At 76.9% G+C, this 18,710-nt stretch carries 17 protein-coding genes; 9 read left to right on the top strand and 8 right to left on the bottom strand.

Going from position 1 to position 18,710, the window contains the following annotated elements:
* The first annotated feature begins 11 nt into the window (after window positions 1-11).
* From ABIE39_RS07800 to ABIE39_RS07790, 3 genes are all read left to right on the top strand, one after another.
* The gene (locus tag ABIE39_RS07800; protein ID WP_209828998.1) at window positions 12-1,751 is read left to right on the top strand and encodes an outer membrane protein assembly factor BamB family protein; all 1,740 of its coding nucleotides are present in this window, start codon (window positions 12-14) and stop codon (window positions 1,749-1,751) included.
* 82 nt (window positions 1,752-1,833) lie between these two features.
* Entirely contained in the window at window positions 1,834-4,149 is a 2,316-nt protein-coding gene (locus tag ABIE39_RS07795; protein ID WP_354051247.1) for a S9 family peptidase, read from the top strand.
* A 39-nt stretch (window positions 4,150-4,188) separates the two neighbouring features.
* Window positions 4,189-5,151 carry a hypothetical protein gene (locus ABIE39_RS07790; protein ID WP_354051194.1) on the top strand — a complete coding sequence of 321 codons (963 nt, stop codon included), beginning with the start codon at window positions 4,189-4,191 and terminating at the stop codon, window positions 5,149-5,151.
* 82 nt (window positions 5,152-5,233) lie between these two features.
* Here ABIE39_RS07790 and ABIE39_RS07785 read toward each other — a convergent pair whose 3' ends face one another.
* From ABIE39_RS07785 to ABIE39_RS07775, 3 genes are all read right to left on the bottom strand, one after another.
* Window positions 5,234-5,878 (bottom strand): zinc ribbon domain-containing protein, encoded by a 645-nt coding sequence (locus ABIE39_RS07785; RefSeq protein WP_354051193.1) that lies wholly within the window; start codon window positions 5,876-5,878, stop codon window positions 5,234-5,236.
* A gap of 141 nt (window positions 5,879-6,019) precedes the next feature.
* The gene (locus tag ABIE39_RS07780) at window positions 6,020-6,943 is read right to left on the bottom strand and encodes a diacylglycerol kinase catalytic domain-containing protein (protein ID WP_354051191.1); all 924 of its coding nucleotides are present in this window, start codon (window positions 6,941-6,943) and stop codon (window positions 6,020-6,022) included.
* A gap of 2 nt (window positions 6,944-6,945) precedes the next feature.
* A complete protein-coding gene (locus ABIE39_RS07775; RefSeq protein WP_354051189.1) occupies window positions 6,946-7,989 on the bottom strand; it encodes an SPFH domain-containing protein in 1,044 nt (347 codons plus the stop codon).
* 96 nt (window positions 7,990-8,085) lie between these two features.
* Between ABIE39_RS07775 and ABIE39_RS07770 the strand changes: the two genes are divergently transcribed.
* The 4 genes from ABIE39_RS07770 to ABIE39_RS07755 all read left to right on the top strand — a co-directional run bounded on the left by ABIE39_RS07770 (window position 8,086) and on the right by ABIE39_RS07755 (window position 12,478).
* Window positions 8,086-8,889, top strand: a complete 804-nt coding sequence (locus ABIE39_RS07770) for an NUDIX hydrolase (RefSeq protein WP_354051187.1) — start codon at window positions 8,086-8,088, stop codon at window positions 8,887-8,889.
* A 113-nt stretch (window positions 8,890-9,002) separates the two neighbouring features.
* Window positions 9,003-10,697 carry a hypothetical protein gene (locus ABIE39_RS07765; protein WP_354051185.1) on the top strand — a complete coding sequence of 565 codons (1,695 nt, stop codon included), beginning with the start codon at window positions 9,003-9,005 and terminating at the stop codon, window positions 10,695-10,697.
* 201 nt (window positions 10,698-10,898) lie between these two features.
* A complete protein-coding gene (locus ABIE39_RS07760) occupies window positions 10,899-12,176 on the top strand; it encodes an inorganic phosphate transporter (protein WP_209828989.1) in 1,278 nt (425 codons plus the stop codon).
* Between the two features lie 23 nt (window positions 12,177-12,199).
* Window positions 12,200-12,478, top strand: a complete 279-nt coding sequence (locus ABIE39_RS07755) for a hypothetical protein (RefSeq protein WP_209828987.1) — start codon at window positions 12,200-12,202, stop codon at window positions 12,476-12,478.
* Window positions 12,479-12,566: 88 nt separating this feature from the next.
* Here the strand turns inward: ABIE39_RS07755 and ABIE39_RS07750 are convergent, their stop codons facing one another.
* The 3 genes from ABIE39_RS07750 to ABIE39_RS07740 form a co-directional block, all read right to left on the bottom strand.
* Window positions 12,567-13,619 carry a substrate-binding domain-containing protein gene (locus ABIE39_RS07750; RefSeq protein WP_175009709.1) on the bottom strand — a complete coding sequence of 351 codons (1,053 nt, stop codon included), beginning with the start codon at window positions 13,617-13,619 and terminating at the stop codon, window positions 12,567-12,569.
* Between the two features lie 17 nt (window positions 13,620-13,636).
* Window positions 13,637-14,851, bottom strand: coding sequence for a glycoside hydrolase family 3 N-terminal domain-containing protein (locus ABIE39_RS07745; protein ID WP_354051182.1), 1,215 nt, complete (start codon window positions 14,849-14,851; stop codon window positions 13,637-13,639).
* 260 nt (window positions 14,852-15,111) lie between these two features.
* A complete protein-coding gene (locus ABIE39_RS07740; protein ID WP_232322684.1) occupies window positions 15,112-15,540 on the bottom strand; it encodes an SRPBCC family protein in 429 nt (142 codons plus the stop codon).
* A gap of 83 nt (window positions 15,541-15,623) precedes the next feature.
* Between ABIE39_RS07740 and ABIE39_RS07735 the strand changes: the two genes are divergently transcribed.
* On the top strand, window positions 15,624-16,574 hold the full coding sequence (locus ABIE39_RS07735) for a hypothetical protein (protein ID WP_354051180.1): 951 nt from the start codon (window positions 15,624-15,626) through the stop codon (window positions 16,572-16,574).
* A gap of 67 nt (window positions 16,575-16,641) precedes the next feature.
* Here ABIE39_RS07735 and ABIE39_RS07730 read toward each other — a convergent pair whose 3' ends face one another.
* Together ABIE39_RS07730 and ABIE39_RS07725 are read right to left on the bottom strand one after the other, a co-directional pair.
* The gene (locus tag ABIE39_RS07730; RefSeq protein WP_108047213.1) at window positions 16,642-17,142 is read right to left on the bottom strand and encodes a nucleoside deaminase; all 501 of its coding nucleotides are present in this window, start codon (window positions 17,140-17,142) and stop codon (window positions 16,642-16,644) included.
* Between the two features lie 18 nt (window positions 17,143-17,160).
* Window positions 17,161-18,297 (bottom strand): threonine aldolase family protein, encoded by a 1,137-nt coding sequence (locus tag ABIE39_RS07725; protein WP_354051178.1) that lies wholly within the window; start codon window positions 18,295-18,297, stop codon window positions 17,161-17,163.
* A 128-nt stretch (window positions 18,298-18,425) separates the two neighbouring features.
* On the opposite strand from ABIE39_RS07725, the gene ABIE39_RS07720 reads away from it, so the two are divergent.
* A complete protein-coding gene (locus ABIE39_RS07720) occupies window positions 18,426-18,653 on the top strand; it encodes a hypothetical protein (protein ID WP_354051176.1) in 228 nt (75 codons plus the stop codon).
* Window positions 18,654-18,710: the final 57 nt, after the last annotated feature.

Here is an 18,710-nt window from a genome sequence, read left to right as displayed (position 1 = left end):
ACGCTGAGGGAGTGCCGCTCCGACGGGGAGACGGCGGTGACGACCGCCGGACGTTCGAGCTCGTCGACACGGTCGGGGCCGACGACGACCTCGACCTCCTCGACGCGCCGCACCCGGTGCTGCTCGCCGGCCCGCACGCCGTGCCGCGCGGCACGACCCTCCCACCGCCCCCCGGAGCGCCGCCCCCCGGAGCGCCGCCGCCCGAGGCGTCGGGTCCGGGGGCGCTCCCGGCCGGGGCTCCGCCCGGACGCTCAGGGGCGCCGCCGCGCGCGCCCGGCCGCCGCCGTCGGGTCGTGGCCGCCGCGGTCGCGACGGGCGTGGTCGTGCTCGTCGTCGGCGGGATGCTCGTCGTCGACGCCGTGACCGGCCGGGACGCGCAGGAGCGGCTGGAGACGGCGCGCGGCGCGGTCCGCGTGCTCGACGCGGCCCCGACCGAGCGCTGGCGCGCTCCCGCCGCCGCGGACCGCGGGACGGCCTTCCTCCCCGGCCTCCTCGTCACGGTGGACGGCGACGAGGCGGTCGCGCTCGACCTCGACAGCGGCGCCGAGGCGTGGCGCGTGCCGGTCGGCGGCGACGAGGCCGTGTGCGGGTCGTGGAGCCCGTGGGAGCGGTCGGGGGTGCCGTCACGCACGGTGGTGTGCGTCGCCGGGTCGGGGGTCACGCCGTCCTGGGACGACGTCAGCCCCCCGCCCCGGCCGGGTGCGGGCACCGCGACCGTCACGGTGATCGACGGCCGCGGGCGGGTCGTGGGGCAGCGGCAGACGGAGATCGCGGGGGCGCTGCTCGTCCCCGGCCCGGACGGCGGCCTCGTGCGCGCCGAGCGCGTGGGCGAGCCGGGCGAGCCGCGCGGCGCGCCGGTCGCCGTCGACCCCGGCGCGGGCGAGTCCGTCGACGGCGTCGCCGGACGGGACGTCGTCGTGACGGTCGAGGACGCCGCGACGGGGACGGTGCGCTGGCGGCACGAGCTGCCGTTCCAGGACGTCCCGTGGTCGTGCACGTCGTGGGACGCCGAGACCGGGGGCGAGGAGGTCGACCCGGAGCGGCTGCTGCTCGTCGCGACGGAGACCCTGGTCGACGTGGGCGGCTGCGGCGTCGCAGCGTCGTTCCTGCCGGACGGCGAGCGCCTCGACGACCCGGACGTCCCGACCGACGGCGTCGTCCCGCTCGCGGGCGGGCGGTTCCTCCTGGACGCGGACCGGCAGGGGTCGGACGGCGCCCTGCGCGCCGACCGCGTGCTCGACCCGGACGGGACGCCGCTCCTCGACGTGCCCGGCGAGGTGCTCGACCCCCAGGCGACCGACGACCCCGCTCCGGGCGTGCTCCTCGTGCGCGACGGCATCGCCCTGCGCGCCTACGACGAGCACGGCGCGCGCCTGTGGACGTTCGACGGCGCGCGCGTGCCGGAGGCCGTGTACGTCGTCGCGGAGGGCACGGCCGTCGTCGGGACGGCCAGCACGGTCCTGGGGCTGGACGCGCTGTCGGGCGAGCAGACGTGGTCGCGGTTCGTGGACGATCTCGCGGGCGAGCGCGGCCACGGCGTCGTGGTGACGCAGGCGTTCACCGACGGGCGGTGCGCCTTCCTCGTGCTGGTCGACCCCGCGACGGGGGCGAGCTCGCGCGTCGTGGCGCTCGAGCTGTCGTCGGGCGCGGTCCTGTGGTCCGAGGACCTCGACGGCGGCTGGGGCGGGCTCCTCCCGGCGCAGGGCCGGCTCCTGCGCTGGGACGGGCGGTCGGTCGCCCTCCTCGGCTGACGCTCCCGGACGCCGGTGCGCTGGTGCCGCCGGGCCGCGGCACTACCCTGGCGAGATGCCCGACGACCGCACGCAGCCCGCCATGCCGTCCGCTCCCGAGCCCGAGGCGGCCGAGGCGCCGCAGGCGCCCGTCGCGCCCCGCCGCCCGTCGCCGCGGACGCACCACGGCGAGACGGTCGACGACGACTACGAGTGGCTGCGGGACAAGGAGTCGCCCGAGGTCGTCGCGCACCTCGAGGCCGAGAACGCGTACACCGAGGCGCGCCTCGCGCACCTCGAGCCGCTGCGCGAGCGCATCTTCGAGGAGATCCGGGCGCGCACGCTCGAGACGGACCTGTCCGTCCCGGTGCGCCAGGGCGCGTACTGGTACTACGCGCGCACGGTCGAGGGGTCGCAGTACCCGATCCGGGCCCGCGCGCCGATCGACGCGAGCCTCGGCAGCGACGCGCCGTCGGCCTGGGTGCCGCCCGTGCTGGAGCCGGGCGTGCCGGTGCCGGGCGAGCAGGTGCTCCTCGACGACAACGTCGAGGCCGAGGGCCACGAGTTCTTCTCGCTCGGTTCGTTCGACGTCTCGGTCGACGGGGCGCGGCTCGCGTACGCGGTCGACGTCGTCGGCGACGAGCGGTTCACGCTGCGGATCCGCGACCTGGAGTCCGGCACCGACCTCGTGGACGAGGTCCCGGGCACGTTCCCGGGCGCCGTCTTCTCCCCGGACGGCCGGTACGTGTTCTACCCGACGGTCGACGACGCGTGGCGGCCCTGGCGCGTGTGGCGCCACGAGGTGGGCACGCCCGCGACGCAGGACGTCGTCGTCTTCGAGGAGCCGGACGAGCGGTTCTGGGTCGGGGTCGGCGTCTCGCGCTCGCAGCGGTTCGTGCAGATCGACGTGGGCTCGAAGATCACGTCCGAGACGTGGCTGATCGACGCCGACGACCCGACGGGCGAGGCGCGCGTGGTCTGGCCGCGCCGCGAGGGCGTCGAGTACACGGTCGAGCACGCCGTCCTCCCGAGCACGTGGTTCCCGACCGCCGACCCCGTGCTCGGCGGGGCGGGGGAGGGGCGGGACGTCCTGCTCGTCCTGCACAACGACGGTGCGGAGAACTTCGAGCTCGTCGTCACCGGCCTCCCCGGCGTCGCCGGCGTCGGTGTCTCGGCCGGGCCGGGCGACGCGACCGTCGTCGTGCCGCACGACCCTGCGACACGGCTCGAGGGCGTGGACGCGTTCGCCGGGCACCTCGTCGTCTCCTACCGGCGCGACGCGCTGTCGCGGGTCGGCGTGATCGACCTCGCGAGCCCCGAGCCGCCGCGGCCCGCGGGCCTGCCCACCCCGATCCGCACGGGCGACACCCCGGCGCCCACCGCCGACCTCTGGCACGTGCACGAGGTCGAGTTCGACGAGCCGCTGTACACCGCGGCGCTGGGCGCCAACCCGGAGTGGGACCAGCCGAACGTCCGGCTGGGGTACACGAGCTTCGTCACGCCGTCGACCGTGTACGACCTGCGGGTCGAGACCGACGAGCTCACGCTGCTCAAGCAGCAGCCCGTGCTCGGCGGGTACGACGCCGCGGACTACGTGCAGCGCCGCGAGTGGGCCACGGCCGAGGACGGCACCCAGGTGCCGGTGTCGCTCGTGTGGCGGCGGGACGCCGTCGGGCTCGACGCGACGGGCACGGGCGCCGAGCCGGCGCCGCTCCTGCTGTACGGCTACGGGTCGTACGAGATCAGCATCGACCCGGGGTTCTCGATCTCCCGCCTGTCGCTGCTCGACCGGGGGGTCGTGTTCGCCGTCGCGCACGTCCGCGGCGGCGGCGAGATGGGGCGCCGCTGGTACGACGAGGGCAAGACGCTCGCCAAGCGCACCACGTTCACGGACTTCGTCGCGGTCGCGCGGCACCTCGTCGACGCGGGCTGGACGAGCCCGGAGCGGCTCGTCGCGCAGGGCGGCTCGGCGGGCGGCCTGCTCATGGGCGCGGTGACGAACCTCGCGCCCGAGCTCTTCGCGGGCGTGCTCGCGCAGGTGCCGTTCGTCGACGCGCTCACCTCGATCCTCGACCCGTCGCTCCCGCTCACGGTCGTCGAGTGGGACGAGTGGGGCGACCCGCTGCACGACCCCGACGTCTACCGGTACATGCGCACGTACACGCCGTACGAGAACGTGCCCGACGACGCGTCGCACTACCCGCGGATCCTCGCCGTGACGTCGTTCCACGACACGCGCGTGCTCTACGTCGAGCCCGCGAAGTGGGTCGCGCGGCTGCGCGCCGCGGGGGCGCCCGCGCTGCTGAAGATCGAGATGCACGCCGGGCACGGCGGGGTCTCGGGCCGCTACGAGGGCTGGCGCGAGGTCGCGTACGAGGACGCGTGGGTGCTCGACGTGCTCGGGCTGGCCGACCGGTGACGTGCGCGCAGGCGTGAGGCCGCGGGCGGAGGGGGAGCGATGACCGACGAGACCGTGCCGCCCGACCCGCGGACGGCGCGCGACGCGACGCCGCCCGGGAGGGCCGCGCTGCTGCTGCGCCCGGTCGGGTACCTCGCCGTCGGGCTCGCGGGGACGGCGGTCGCGCTCGCCCTCCTCGGCCTGTACCTCGCGCCCGCGGCGTACGGCCTGCTCGCGCCGCCGCAGGACCAGGAGCCCTGGGCCGAGCTCGTCGCGTCGCCGGGTGCCGTGCTCGGGCGGCTCGCGGTCCTCGCGCCGGTCGCCGTGGCGCTCGCCGGCCCGGTCGCGTGGTACCTGTCGTGCGCCGTCTGGCCGCTCGCCGCGCTGTCGTTCGTGCACGCCGGGCGGGCGCTGCGACCGTCGTCCCGGGGCGACCGGCTGTCGTTCACGAGCCGGGTCGCGCCGGGCACGACCCTCGGGCCGCCCGTGCCCGGGCCGCTCCCCGTGCCCCTCCAGCCGCAGCGGCGCTCGCGGCTCACGGACCCGCTCGTGCGCCTCGCCGTCTGCGGCTGGCACCCCGACCGCCGCGAGGCCGGGGCCGCGGTCCCGGCCGGTGTCGCGTGGGTGCTCGCGAGCGCGGGGGCGTCGACGGCGCTGCCGCCCGGCTGGCGGGTCGCGCTGCTGGTGGCCGCGGTGCCGTTCGCCGCGTGGTCCGTGGTGGCCCTGCGGCGCCGGTGGGACTGGCGGTTCCACCGCGAGCGCGCGCGCGCGGCGCGGCGCGAGCGGTGGCTCGAGCGCCACGCCGACGGGTACGTGATGCGCGACGGCCCGCGCGTCGTCCGGTCTCGCCCGCAGTCGGCCGAGCACCGGGCGCGCGTCGAGGCGGAGAGCGCCGAGGCGCGCGCCGCGCAGGACCGCCTCACGAGCCTGACGAGCGACGCGATCGGCGAGCGCCGCGAGGCGGTGCTCCGCGCCCGCCGCCGGCGCGAGCAAGACCAGAACGACCCCCGACACGGAGACTGACCCCGTACCAGGCCGCGAGCATGGGGTGACTGCCCGTCCGAGGTCCCGGACGGGCGGTGGCCGCATGCTCGGCGGCTGGGGGTCAGACGGTCTGGGGGCTGCCGCACTCCGCGCAGAAGCGCGCGCCCGCGGCGTTCGAGGTGCCGCACTCGCGGCACGCGGCGACCTGCGCCAGGCGCTCGCCGCACTCGGGGCAGAACTTGCCGCCGTCGACCTTCGCGGCGCACGACGGGCACCGCGTCACGGCGGCCGTCCGGAGGTCCGCGCCGCCGACGAGGTCGGTCGTGCGGAGCTGCTCCTGGACCTGGTACCGGCGGGCCTCGGCCTGGAGCTGGGCGAGCTCCTCCACCTGCTTGGGCGAGCAGCGCACGCACTGCCCGACGACGTCGTTCCAGCAGACCTCGTGGCACATCCAGTCGCCGCACCCGTGGCACTGGCGGAACGCGTCGCGCACCTCGCCGACGGCGGCGTCGAGCGCCTTGTCCTTCGCCTGCGAGTTGGTCTGGCGGTCCGCGGCCCACGACCCCGCCGCGTAGGAGAGGTCGGCGACCTTGCCCCCGAAGAACCGGCCCGCCGCCTGGACGAGGCTGCTGCCCTTCGCGACGACGTCCGTCCGGTAGGCGGAGCGGTAGCCGTTGCCGCAGCGCTCGCACCGGAACTCGAACTGGTAGCCCCCGGCGTTCGACAGGTCGCGGACGTTGTCGGTGAAGGCGATGGGCGTGCTCATGGCGGGGACCTCGGTGGGCTCGTGGGGTCGGCGTCCCCGCAGGCCAGGCCCGCGGGAGGGGGGAGTCATGGGGATCCCGTGACCGCTGCGATGCTACCCATCGACCCTCGTGGTCCCGACGGATCACCCGGGTGAAATCGGTCAGGGGCGCACGAGGCGGAGCGGGGCGTCGGCGGTGCGGACGGTGACCGTCTGGCCCCACGAGGCGACGAGGCGGTCGTCCTCCACGCCGTCGCCGAACACGACGAGCCGGTCCGAGGCGACGGTGAGCGCGACGTCGGCCCCCTCCTCGACGACGCCCTCGGTGAGCGAGACACCCGTCGCGGGTGACGGCCACGCCTCGCGGACGAACCAGCCGAGCCGGTGCTCGGTGCGCCCCGGGGCACGCCGCCCGCCGCGGTCGTGCGCGAGCGACGCCCACCAGCCCGTCGCGCCCGTGCCCGTCGCGACGAGCACGCCCGACGACGACTGGCGCTCCTCGCCCGCCCCGCAGCGCAGCGTGTAGCGCGCGCTCTGGTGGCTGGGGTGCCCGACGAACACCTCGTTGAGCGCGGTGAGGTGCTGGCCGTCGTCGAGGTCGGCGCGGACCATGGTCAGGGCGTCGACGGGCAGCACCGCCACCCGGTCGGGCGCGCCGCCCGGCGCCTCGGCGTCGCTCCCGAGCCCGCGCAGGAGGGTCGTCGCCGCCGCGACCTGGTGCCGCACGAGCACGCCCACGTTCACGCCGGGCTCCGGGTCGACGCCGAGGACCGGCTGGCCGTGCAGGTACTTCGCGACGTTCGCGACGAGGCCGTCCTGCCCCACGACCACCACCACGTCCTCGGGCGCGACGAGGAACCGCGACAGGTCCGCGCGCTCGACGTCGACGCGCGCCCAGCCCGCGGGCAGCGCGGCCACGACGGCGTCGCGCGCGGCGGTGAGGGCGTCGTGCCGCGCCTGCACCTCGGCCAGCGACCGGCCGCGCGACCGGAGGAAGAACTCCGCCTGGCCGCGCGTCCCGTGCCGGTCCAGCAGGTCGTCGAGCTCGGTGCGCCGGTGCACGACGACGGCACGTCGCCGGAGCATCGTCAGGCCGCCTTCCCGGGCGCCGCGGCGGGCGACCCGCCGTCGGGGCCGAGCCCGCGGGCCAGGGTCGACAGCACCCCGGTGAGCAGGTCGGGCGTGATGGTGAGGTTCTGCACGTCGGGCAACGACCCGGCCGCCTCGCGCAGCGCGAGCGCGAGGAGCGTGCCCTGCCCGGCGCTCGCGTACACGTCCATGCGAGCCTGCTCGGCGGCGGCCTCGGCCGCGCCGACGACGCGCACCTGCTCCGCCTTGGCGTCGGTCGCGAGCTGGGCGCGCTCGGCGGTCGCCCGGGCGTCGACGAGGGCCGCAGCCGCCTTCTCCTCGGCCTCGCGCCGCGCGTTCGCGCCCTCCTGGGCGACGAGGCGCTCGCGCCGGGTCGCGAGCTCGATCTTGCTCGCGAGCTCGTTCTCCGCGATCGCCCGCTCGCGCTCGACGGCGAGGGCCCGGCGCTCGTAGGTCGCGCGGTCGGCCTCGGCCTGCACGTGCTCGCGCGCGGGCGTCTGGAGCGCGCGCTCGACGTCCTTCTCCGGCCGCACGGCGAGCACCTGGACGCCGATGACGACGATGCCCGTCGTGGTGAGGCGCGGGTCGGTGGTCAGCGCCTCGGCGAGGACGTCGCGCACGCGCGGCACGCCGCTCGTCAGGGCGTCGGCGAGGGGCATCGCGGCGAGCGCGTCGGTGGCCCGGCTCTGCGCGAGGCGCCCGACGATGCTCGTCACCTGGTCGCGCCCGGCGGTGCTCGTCTCGCCGCTGCCCGGGTCGACCGCGAAGTCGAGGCGCTGCGAGACGGTCACCGGGTCGGCGAACCGGTACGTCACGCCGGCCTGCACGGTGACGTCCTGGTGGTCGGCGGTCACGGCGTGGAAGAAGACGGGGAGCTCCTGGTCGTCGACGGGGACCTCGGAGAGGACCGACGTCGTGGGCCGGAACCAGAACGCCTGGCCGACGCCCTCGTGGGCGACGCGCCCACGGTGCAGGTGCACGACGTGCCCGGTGGGGCTCCCGAGGAAGTGCCGCGTCCACGGGTAGGTGCGGATGGTGGCCATGGTCGTCTCCGATCTGTTTTCGTCAACCTGACGATAACGAGCGTAGGTCGCGGACGGGTTCTCGTCAACCTGACGCGAATGTGCGACGATGGGCCCATGAGCGCACCCGCCGCACCGGCCCCCGACGTCCCGCCCGGCGCGGCCCTGCTGCCCGTCACGGTCGACGTCGTCGCGCTCACGGTGCGCGATGACGCGCTGCACGTGCTCCTCGTCGAGCGCGGTGTCGAGCCCTTCCGCGGCGCGCTCGCGCTCCCGGGCGGGTTCGTGCTGCCGGGCGAGCGGCTCTCCCGGGCGGCTCGCCGCGAGCTCGCGGAGGAGACGGGCGTCCGTCCGCCCGGGCACCTGGAGCAGCTCCGCACGTACGGCCCGCTCGACCGCGACCCGCGCGGCCCGGTCCTCTCGGTCGCGTACCTCCTGCTCGCGCCCGAGTTCGGCGTCGTGCACGCCGGGTCCGACGCCGGGGGAGCCGCCTGGCACCCCGTCGAGCCCCTGCTCGAGGACGGGCCGGGGCCCGGCCTCGCGTTCGACCACGCGCGGATCCTCGCCGACGGCGTCGAGCGGGCTCGCGCCAAGCTCGAGTACTCCGCGCTCGCGACGGCGTTCTGCCCGCCCGAGTTCACCGTCGCCGACCTGCGGCGCGTCTACGAGGCCGTCTGGGGCGTGCGGCTCGACCCCCGGAACTTCTCCCGCAAGGCCACGACGACCGCGGGGTTCCTCGAGGACACGGGCCGCACGACGTCGGGCGGGACCGGGCGACCCGCGGCGCTCTACCGGGCGGCGCGCCCGGCGCCGGGCCCGCTCCCGGGCACCGCGCCCGACCTGGGCGCGCCCGACCCGGACGACGCCCCCGCGAGCGTGCCCGCGGTGCTCGACCCGCCCCTCATGCGCCCGCGTCGCTGACGGCGCGGCTGCGCCCCGCGCCATCGGCCCACCCCGGTGCCCCGCACCGACGGGCCCACGCCGGGGGAGTTCTCCCCCTCGACAGCGCCGACCCGCTGAGTACGCTCGCGCGCATGTCGACGTACAGCTCCTGGCGCAGCGACCAGGGCAACATGCGAGCCCTGTCCGACGAGCTTGCCGCCCAGGCCGCGATGGCGCGGTCCCGCGAGGCGTCGCTCCACCGGCGCCTGCGGTCGCTCGAGGGCGACCTGTCGAGCCGCGTCGAGGTGCTGACGCGCCTCGTCAACGCGCTCATCGAGCTCGGCGAGGTCCGCGAGGAGCTCGCGCTCTTCACGCCCGCGCGCCGCGCCCGCGACGCGGCGCGCGCCCTGACGAGCGCCGTCGTCACGGGGGAGGGCGACGTGTCGCACCTGCGGCGCTCCCCGGACCTCGTCGACGTGCCCGGCTACTGGCTCGTGCCCGCCGCGCTCGCGGTCGCCGAGCTCCCCGCCGGGCGGCTCGACCGCGAGGCGGCCGAGGAGGCCCTGCTGCGCGACCGCCGTCGTGCCGCGACGTACCTCGTCGCGGTGTGCGCGCTCGTCGGGCAGCCGGGGCTCGCGCGCGAGTGGACGGCGTGGGTGCTCGACGCGCCCGCCCTGCCGGCCGCGGGCTGGGGCAGCGCCGACGGCGCCCCCGAGCCGTCGCCCGGCGCGGGCGAGGCGCCGGACGAGGTGGGCGTCACCGGGGCCGAGCGTGCGCTGTGGGTCGCGGCCGCGGCCGGCCACCTCGGCGGCGACGGGGTGGAGGTCGTGCGCCGCGCCCTCGCGGAGCGGGTCGCGCTGCTCGACGACGACGCGCGCGGCCGCTGGCGCGCCCGGCTCCTGGAGGAGGCGCCGTCCCTGCCCGCGCGGCCCTCCGAGGGCGAGGCCTGGGGCAGTCCCGAGGCCGCGGGCGGGACGGCCGGCACACGCCGTCGGGCCGCCGCTCCTGACGCGCTCCCGCTCCTGCGGTCGTGGACGGCGTGGTCGCGCGCGCTCGTGGCGGGGGAGGTCGCGGTGCCCGCGCCGACCCCCGGGCCCCTCCCGCCCGGGACCCCCGAGGCGCCCGGCGCGGCGCTGCTCCGCGTCGTCGCGTCGCTCGTGGACGAGGGAGCGCCCGTGGAGCGCGGGCTCCTGGACCGGGCGGCGCTGCTCGACGAGCGCGTCGGCCGCGCGCCCCGCGAGGACGGGCCGGGGTGGGACGCCCCGGCGGGGACGCTCGTCGACCTGCTCGTCGACGACGCCCGCGGGACCGACCCCGGGCGCGCGGCGCTCGCGGGCCCTCTCGTCGCCGAGGAGCTGCGGGCCGCGACCCACGCGCGGGCCGCGGAGCTCGCGGCGGCTCCCGTGCCGTCGCGCGAGCTGCGCCTCGGGGGCCGCACCGTGACGGTCACGCCGACCGAGGACGGCGCGGCACCCGCCGCGACGGCCCGTGCCGAGCTCCTCGCGCGACCCGTGGACGGGGTCTCCTGGGGCGTCGTCGGCGGGACGGGCGCGGTCGCCCTGCTCGGGGTCGTGCTCGGGATCGCCGCCTCGCCGGCGTGGTTCACGGTGGCCGTCGTCGCGGCCGGTCTTGCCGCCTGGCAGTGGTTCGCCGGGGAGCGCCGCGCGCGCGACCAGCGTGCCGACGCGCAGTCCCGCGCGCAGCGGTTCGACGCCGACCTCGCCGAGGCGCGCACCGCCGTGGCCGCGTCCGCGGAGCGCGCGCGGACGCAGCGCGAGGCCGTCGCGACCGTCGTCGAGGACCTCGACGACACCCTCGCCGAGCTCGCCGCCCGCACCCCCGTCTGACGCGGTCGGACGGCCGCGCCGCACCCGTCCGCCGTGACCGCGCCAGGGTCCGTCCGCCCCTCGCTCCCGGGCCGTCCGCCCCGGGTGCCGGCGGGCCTCTCCGGCGTTCGAACGGGGGCTTCGAACGCCGGATGAACTGTCGGTGAACAGTGGCGGAAGAATCCACAGGATGGTCGAGCGCGCGGCGGTCGTGACCGCACCATGGACGACGTGACCGAGACGCTCCTGCTGGTGCTCGTCGTCGTGACCGCACTGGCCTTCGACTTCACCAACGGCTTCCACGACACGGGCAACGCGATGGCCACGTCCATCGCCACCAAGGCCCTCAAGCCCAAGACCGCCGTCGCCCTCTCCGCCGTCCTCAACATGGTCGGGGCGTTCCTCTCCCTGGCCGTCGCGGCGACCATCGCGAAGGGTCTGGTCGACGCGAACGTCATCACCCTCGAGGTCGTCCTCGCAGGGCTGGTGGGCGGCATCACCTGGAACCTCCTGACCTGGTTGCTCGGCATCCCGTCGAGCTCGTCGCACGCCCTCATCGGCGGCGTCGTGGGCTCCGTGCTCGCGGCCGTCGGCACGCAGGGCGTCATCTGGAGCGGCGTCGCCGCGAAGGTGCTCATCCCCGCGCTGCTCGCCCCGCTCATCGCGGTCGGCGTCGCGAGCGTCGGCACGTGGGCGGTGGCCCGCCTCACGCGGGACGTCCCCGAGGACGTCTCCACGCGGGCGTTCCGCTGGGGCCAGGTCGGCTCCGCGTCGCTCGTCTCGCTCGCGCACGGCACCAACGACGCGCAGAAGTCGATGGGCATCATCCTGCTCGCGCTCATCGCGGCGGGCGCCGTCCCGGCCGACTCGAGCGTGCCGTTCTGGGTCATCCTGTCGTGCGCGTTCTTCATGGCCCTCGGCACCTACCTGGGCGGCTGGCGGATCATCCGCACGCTCGGCAAGGGCCTCGTCGAGATCGACACCCGCCAGGGCATGGCGGCCGAGACGTCGTCCGCCGCGGTCATCCTCATGTCGGGCCTCTTCGGCTACTCGCTCTCGACGACGCACGTCGCCACCGGCTCGATCCTGGGCTCCGGCGTCGGGATGCCCGGCGCGAAGGTCCGCTGGGGCGTGGCGGGACGCATGCTCGCCGCGTGGGGCCTCACGCTCCCGGCCGCCGGCCTCGTCGGCGCGGCCTGCTACGGCATCCAGCACGGCATCGGGGGCGCCGCCGGGACGGTCGTCGTGTTCGCGATCCTCGTCGGCTCGTCGCTGGCCATCTGGATCGCGTCGCGCCGCAAGCCCGTCGACCACACGAACGTCAACGACGCCTGGGAGGAGGGCGCGGTGGACGCCGGCCTCGAGTCCGAGGTCGTCGAGGCGCGCGAGGCCGCGCTCGAGCGCCGCCTCGACGTCGCCGACCCGTTCACCGACGCCGCGCCCGCCCCGGCGCCCGCCACCCCGACCACGCCCGCCTCGCGCCAGCGCGCGGGCGTCTGACCGGCAGCCCGGAGGAGAGAACCGTGTTCGTCGAGATCGACTCGCTGCTCAAGGTCGTCGTCGCCGGCCTCGTCGTCGGCGCGGGCCTGCCCGCCCTGTTCGCCCTGGGGGTCCGGCTCGCCGCCGGGCGCGCCGTGCCCGTCGAGGTCGGCACCCCGGACGGCCGCTTCACGTCCGACGGCCGGACCGTGCGCGTCGAGCGCGCGACCCGTCCCCGCCAGGTCGGCGCGATCGTGTGCTTCGCCGTCGTGGTCGCCGCGATCGCCGTCGGGATCGCGTTCGTCGCGGGCGGGGGCCACTGACCCGGGACGCCGCCCCCAGCTGAGTGCGTGAGAGAGTCGCGGTCGGGACGTCCGGCCGCGACTCTTTCCTGCACTCAGCGGGAGGGGGTCAGGCGGAGTCGCGGACCACGAGGTGCGGCTCGAACAGGACCGAGCGCGCCTCGGCCTCCGGGTCGTCGATCGCGGCGAGCAGGAGACGCGCCATCTCCGCCGCCATCTCCTCGACCGGCTGCCGGACCGTCGTGAGCGGCGGGTGCGCCTGGCGCGCGACCGTCGAGTCGTCGAACCCGACCACGGCCACGTCCTGCGGGACGCGGCGGCCCGCCTCCTGCAGGACGAGCGACGCGCCGTCGGCCATGAGGTCGCTCGCGCCGAACACGCCGTCGACGTCCGGGCGCGCAGCGAGCAGCGCGCGCGCCGCGGCCTCCCCGCCCGCGCGGGTGAAGTCGCCCTCCACGACGACGGGCTCCGCGAGCCCGGCGGCCCGCACGGCCGCGAGGAACCCGTCGCGGCGTCCTCGCGCGAACGGCACGTCCGACGGCCCGGCGACGGTCGCGAGGCGCGTGCGGCCGTCCGCGATCAGACGCTCGGCGGCGATCCGGCCGCCGGCGGCCTGGTCGAGGTCGACCCAGCTCACGCCGGCCGCCTCGTCGACCCCGTCGAGGTGCGTCGACAGCACGACCGGGACCGTGAGCGCCGCGAACCGGGCCGGCAGAGGGTCGCTCGCGCTCGACGTGATGAGCAGGACGCCGTCCACGTGCCCCTGCCGCACGTAGCGCACGACCTGGTCGTGCGCGGGCGGGTCCGCGGGCAGGATCGCGAGGTGGATGTCGCGCGGGCGCAGCACCTGCTGCGCCCCCGCCGTCACGCGCCCGATGTACGGGTCGGTGAAGAGCCGCTCGAGGAACGGGCTGGGGGAGCGCTGCTCCGACGGCTCGGACACGACGAGCGCGACCGACCCCGTGCGGCGCGTGACGAGCGTCCGGGCGGCGAGGTTGGGGACGTAGCCCGTCTCGTCGATCGCCTTCTCGACGACCGCCACGATCGCCGGGTCCACCGTCGGCACGCCGTTGATCACGCGCGACACCGTGGCGCGGGAGACGCCCGCGACGGCCGCGACGGCCTCGAGCGTCGGGCGGGGAGCGGGGCGACGGGCAGCCATGCGGTCAGTTATACCGCTCAGCGCAGCCGCTCCTTCGCCGCGAGCACGCGCAGCACGGCCGCGTCGACCTGGGCGGCGAACGCGTCGTCGCTCGACGCCCGCTCGACGACGGCCGCCACCATCGGCTCGACGACGCTCGGGTCCGCGGACGCGAGCACCATGTCGCCGCCCGCGGCGATCGTCAGGACGGCACGGTCGGCGGGGGACCAGGCCTGCACCTGCTGTGCCGCGGACACGTCGTCGGTGACGACGACGCCCTCGAACCCGAGGTCGCCCCGCAGCATCCCGTCCACGACGACGGGCGAGAAGGCCGCGGGGAGCGTCCCGTCGATCTGCGGGTAGACGGCCGTCGAGGTCATGACGAACGCCGCGCCCGCACCGATGCCCGACGCGAAGACGGCGACCGACGCGTCGTCGCGCGTCGTCACGTCGTCGGTGACCCCGGCGTCGGTGTCGGTGTTCTCGGTGACGCGGCCGAGCCCGGGGAAGTGCTTGATCGCCACGTCCACGCCGGACGCCTCCATCCCGGCGCTGAACGCGTTCGCGTGGGAGGTCACCGTCTCGGGCGTCGAGCCGTAGTTGCGCTGGAACGACCCGATCGGCGGGTTCTGCGCGGCCGTCCCCTCGGGCACGAGGTCCATCACGGGCGCCAGGTTGAGGTTCACACCCGCCGCGGCGAGCTCGGCGCCCCACGTGGTCGCGTCCGCCTGGAGCGTCGCCGGGTCGAGGCGGGCCTGGTCGGTCGCCGCCGGGACCTGCGAGAACCCGGGCCCGCGCAGCACCTGGACCTTCCCGCCCTCCTGGTCGGTCGCGACGAACAGCGGGGTGCCGTTCGTCGTCTCCGGGGAGACGAGCGCCGTGAAGCCCGCGACGAGGTCCGCCGTCGGGCCGGTGCCCGCCTGCGAGCGGCCCGCGAGGAACACGTTGCCCACGTGCAGGCGCGAGACCGCGTCGTAGCTCACCTGCTGCGGGTCCCTCACGTCGACCCCGACCATGAAGAGCTGCCCCACCTTCTGCTCGAGCGTCCACCCGGCGAGGGGGTCCGCGGGCGGGGTGGACGGCGTCGGCGACGTGCCCGACGGCGACGGGTCGGCCGGGGTGGACGGCGAGCCCGTCGGCGAGGTCTGCGGCGCAGGGGCAGGCCGCGTGAGGTACCACGCGACGGCCGCCACGGCGGCGAGCGCGGTCACGACGGCCACGACGATCCAGGTGGTCCGGGCACGAGCGGTCACAGGTGACACCTCCGACGCCACGGTAGCCCGGCGGCGGTGGAGGGGGCGTCGTCCCGGGCGCCCCGGCGGCCCCCGGAGGGGTATGACCGGCTGACGAACACCGCGTCGTCGGCCGGCGGCCTCGCGATCACGGGCGGGGACGTCGTCGCCGTCGCACCGCCTGACGCGCGGGGCGTCGTCGGGCCGGTGCCGGACGGCCGACGGGCCGGTCACCTCCTCGCGGGGGGTGACCGGCCCGTCGTCGTGCGGGGCGGGACGCGTCAGTCGTGGCCCGCGAGCGTCGCGAGCGCCTTCGTCCACAGGGCGTGCGCGCGCTCCGCGCGCTCGGCCGTCTCGATGTTGCGCTCGACGACGCGCACGAGCGTCCCGGAGTCGTCGGGCTCGAGCGTGATCGCGATGTCGTGGTAGCTCTGCGGCACGTCGGGCAGGCCCATGGTGGGCGAGAAGTGCGTGAAGTGCAGCAGGCGCGGGCGCTCGACGGCCACGACGGTGCCCCAGTCGGCGAACTCACGGCCCATGTAGTGGCCCTCGAACGTCACGGGGCTCCCGGGCCGGAAGTCGGTCTCGATGTTCATGCCGAGCATCCAGCGGGCGCTCGGGTGCATGAGCTCGGCCCAGACGACCTGCGGGGGGCGGGCGACGTGGGTCTCGACGGTCGTGCTGTGCTCGGTCAGGGTGTGGTCGTTCACGGGGGTCTCCGGGGGCTGGGGGCTGGCTCCTGGGCCCGACCGTAGACCCTCCGAGGGGCACCGGCAGCCGGTAGGTTCGGCGCGTGACCCGACTCGTGCTCGTCCACGGCCGCGACAACCAGGGGCTCGACGCCGAGCAGCTCGACCGCACGTGGACCGAGGTCCTGGACGCGGGTCTCGCGGCGGCGGGCTCGGGCGTCGTCGTGCGCGACGCGGACACGGCGTTCGTCTACTACGGCGACACGCTCGCCGCGCTCGTCGGCGGTGCCGCGACGCCGCCGCCGGTCACCGTGCACGCGGTCGGTGAGCCGCGCGGCGGGGACGCCCTTCTGTCCGCGGCCGAGGCCGCGGAGGAGGCCGCGTTCGTGGCGGCCGTCGCCGAGGAGGTGCTGCGCGCCGCGGGCGCGACGGTGCCGGCGCGCCCGGAGGGCGCCGGGCCGGGCGCCTTCGGGGGAGACGTCGGCGCGTGGCTGAACCTGCTGCTGTCCGCGCTCGACCGGTCCGTGCCGGGCCTGAGCGGCGCCGTCGTCGTGCTGCTCGCGCGCGACGTCTGGGCGTACCTGCACGACGACGCCGTCCGCACGACGATCGACGACGCGCTCGCCGCCGCGATCCCCACGGACGGGCCCGCCGTCGTCGTCGCGCACTCGCTCGGGTCGGTCCTCGCCTACGCCGTGCTGCGCGAGCATCCCGACGCCGAGCGCTGGGACGTGCCGCTCCTGCTCACGCTCGGGTCGCCGCTCGCCGTCCGCGCGATCCGGGACGTCCTGGCCGCGCGCGCCCCGCTGCGCGTGCCGGCCCCGGTGCGGCGGTGGGTCGCGGTGCGCGACCCCCGGGACGCGCTCGCGCTGCACGGCCTCGGGCCCGCGGCGTTCCCGCTCGACCCGGTGTCGCCGGGGATCGAGGAGCTCGTCGTCGCGAACGCCGCGCCGGGTCACCACGCGGCGGCCGTCCTGCTCGACGGCGGCCGGCCCGCCGGGTACCTAGCCGTCCCGGAGGTCGCGCGCACCGTCGCGGACGCGCTCGACGCCTGAAGGCGTCGTCCCCGCGGGCGGGGGCCCGGGTGCCCGACGCCGGGCAGGTCCCGTCAGGCGACGCCGGTCAGGAGACGCCGTGCAGGCGCGCGTGCAGCGCGCGGACCTCCACCTCGAGCTCGTACGCGGGACCGCGCACCGCGATCCCCGGCGCCACGTCGCCGATCGCGAGCGGACGCACCGGTCCCGGTGCGACGCCCCACTCCTCCAGCCACCCCACGAGCTGCGTCGTGCTCGCGGCGTAGACGACCGGGCCGAGGCCGACCCACGCGTGCGCCGCGCTGCACATCGCGCAGTGCTCGCCGGACGTGTAGACGACCGCGTCGCGCCGCTCCTCGGGGGTGAGGTGCGCGGCGGCCCAGCGGGCGATCTCGAGCTCGGGGTGCCGGGTGGCGTCGCCGTCCTTGACGCGGTTGCGGTCCTCGAACCGCACGACCCCGTCGCGGTCGACGAGGAGGGAGCCGAACGGCTCGTCGCCGTCGTCCAGCGCCTCACGGGCCAGCTCGACGCACCGGCGCAGGTGCACGAGGTCGTCGGCTGTCGGCTGGGGCAGGCTCTGGTCGCTCATGGCGTCATCCTCGCCCGGTCACGACGCGACCGCGAGGGCGGCCCGCACGTCCGCGACGAACCCGTCCACGTCGCCCGGGGTCGTGTCCCACGCGCACATCCACCGCACCTCGACGCGGTCGGGCGTCTCGCCCGACCCCCAGTCGTAGAACCGGTGCCGCTCGCGCAGGCGCGCGACCGCCGTGCGCGGGAGCGTCGCGAACACCGCGTTGACGAGCGTGGGCTGGGTGAAGGCGAGGCCCGACGCCGGGCCCGGGGCGGCGCCGTCGGGCCCGACGGCGACCGGCACGACGGCGTCCGCGAGCCCCGCGCGCAGCCGCGCGGCCATCGCGTTCGCGTGCCGGGCGTTGCGCAGCCACAGCTCGTCGGCGTCGGCGACCTCGTCGACCTCGGCGACGACGTCGCCGACGGGCTCGAAGAGCGCGAGGAGCTGCGCGGAGACGTAGCGCATCTTCGACGCGAGCTGCATCGTCGACTTGCGCACGAACTCGACGCCGTCGACCGCGGACGGGTCGAGCACGACGACCGCCTCGCCGAGCGCGAGCCCGTTCTTGGTGCCGCCGAACGACAGCACGTCCACGCCCGCGTCGGTCGTCAGGGCGCGCAGCGGGACGCCGAGCGCCGCGGCGGCGTTCGCGAGGCGCGACCCGTCGAGGTGCACCCGCATGCCGCGCGCGTGCGCGGCGTCGGCCACGGCGCGGATCTCGTCCGCCGTGTAGAGCGTGCCGAGCTCGGTGGACTGCGTGAGCGACACGACGAGCGGCTGCGCGCGGTGCGGGTCGCCGAGGTCGCCCGCGAACCGCTCGACGGCGGCGGGCGTGAGCTTCCCGTCGGGCGCCGGCACCGTGAGCACCTTGACCCCGCCCACCCGCTCGGGAGCGCCGTTCTCGTCGGTGTTGAGGTGCGCGTGCTCCGACGCCACGACGGCGCCCCAGCGGGGGAGCGTCGCCATGAGCGCGACGACGTTCGCGCCCGTCCCCGTGAGCACGGGGTACGCGGTGGCGTCGGGCCCGAACCGCGCGCGCACCGCGTCCTGGAGGCGCGCGGTCCACGGGTCCTCGCCGTACGAGATCTCGTGCCCGGCGCTCGCGGCGGCGAGCGCGGCGAGGACGTCGGGGTGGGCGGGGGAGTAGTTGTCCGAGGCGAACGAGGTCACGTGCCCAGCGTAGGTCGGCGGGGCGGCCCGGCCGCGAGCGAGCGGGCCGGGGCGCGCCTAGCGTCGAGGAGGGACGCGGTGCGCGTCCTCAGGACCGCGCGCAGCGCGTGAAGCACGGAGGTGCAGCGATGACCACGAACCCCGACCAGCCCGGCACGGGTCCGGGCTCCCCGGCGGAGCCGACGGTGGAGCCGCCCAAGTCGCCCGGGCCGCCCCCGGACCCCTCGGCGCCGCCGCACGACCCGAGCCACGCCGACCCGGTCCCCGGCGGGCCGGCCGACCCGTCGCCCGACGTCCCCGTCCGGCCGTCGTCCCCGGGTCGGCCCGTCGGTCCCGACGAGCCGACCCACGGCTGACGACCTGGGCCGACACCGGCCGGCAGCCGACCGACCGCCCCCGCGCACGCCCCGGCC

The sequence above is a fragment of the Cellulosimicrobium sp. 4261 genome (genome assembly GCF_040546915.1).
Classification (GTDB): domain Bacteria; phylum Actinomycetota; class Actinomycetes; order Actinomycetales; family Cellulomonadaceae; genus Cellulosimicrobium; species Cellulosimicrobium cinnabarinum.
Note: the sequence above shows the minus strand (reverse complement) of the source record. Positions and strands in the feature narration are given on the sequence as shown.

Bases quoted from the DNA above. Each gene is read 5' to 3' on its own strand.
- ABIE39_RS07770 (WP_354051187.1), top strand. From the start codon at position 8,086: ATGAGCGCACCCGCCGCACCGGCCCCCGACGTCCCGCCCGGCGCGGCC.
- ABIE39_RS07795 (WP_354051247.1), top strand. From the start codon at position 1,834: ATGCCGTCCGCTCCCGAGCCCGAGGCGGCCGAGGCGCCGCAGGCGCCC.
- ABIE39_RS07720 (WP_354051176.1), top strand. From the start codon at position 18,426: ATGACCACGAACCCCGACCAGCCCGGCACGGGTCCGGGCTCCCCGGCG.
- ABIE39_RS07750 (WP_175009709.1), bottom strand. From the start codon at position 13,619: ATGGCTGCCCGTCGCCCCGCTCCCCGCCCGACGCTCGAGGCCGTCGCG.
- ABIE39_RS07780 (WP_354051191.1), bottom strand. From the start codon at position 6,943: ATGCTCCGGCGACGTGCCGTCGTCGTGCACCGGCGCACCGAGCTCGAC.
- ABIE39_RS07765 (WP_354051185.1), top strand. From the start codon at position 9,003: ATGTCGACGTACAGCTCCTGGCGCAGCGACCAGGGCAACATGCGAGCC.
- ABIE39_RS07760 (WP_209828989.1), top strand. From the start codon at position 10,899: ATGGACGACGTGACCGAGACGCTCCTGCTGGTGCTCGTCGTCGTGACC.
- ABIE39_RS07775 (WP_354051189.1), bottom strand. From the start codon at position 7,989: ATGGCCACCATCCGCACCTACCCGTGGACGCGGCACTTCCTCGGGAGC.
- ABIE39_RS07730 (WP_108047213.1), bottom strand. From the start codon at position 17,142: ATGAGCGACCAGAGCCTGCCCCAGCCGACAGCCGACGACCTCGTGCAC.
- ABIE39_RS07790 (WP_354051194.1), top strand. From the start codon at position 4,189: ATGACCGACGAGACCGTGCCGCCCGACCCGCGGACGGCGCGCGACGCG.
- ABIE39_RS07785 (WP_354051193.1), bottom strand. From the start codon at position 5,878: ATGAGCACGCCCATCGCCTTCACCGACAACGTCCGCGACCTGTCGAAC.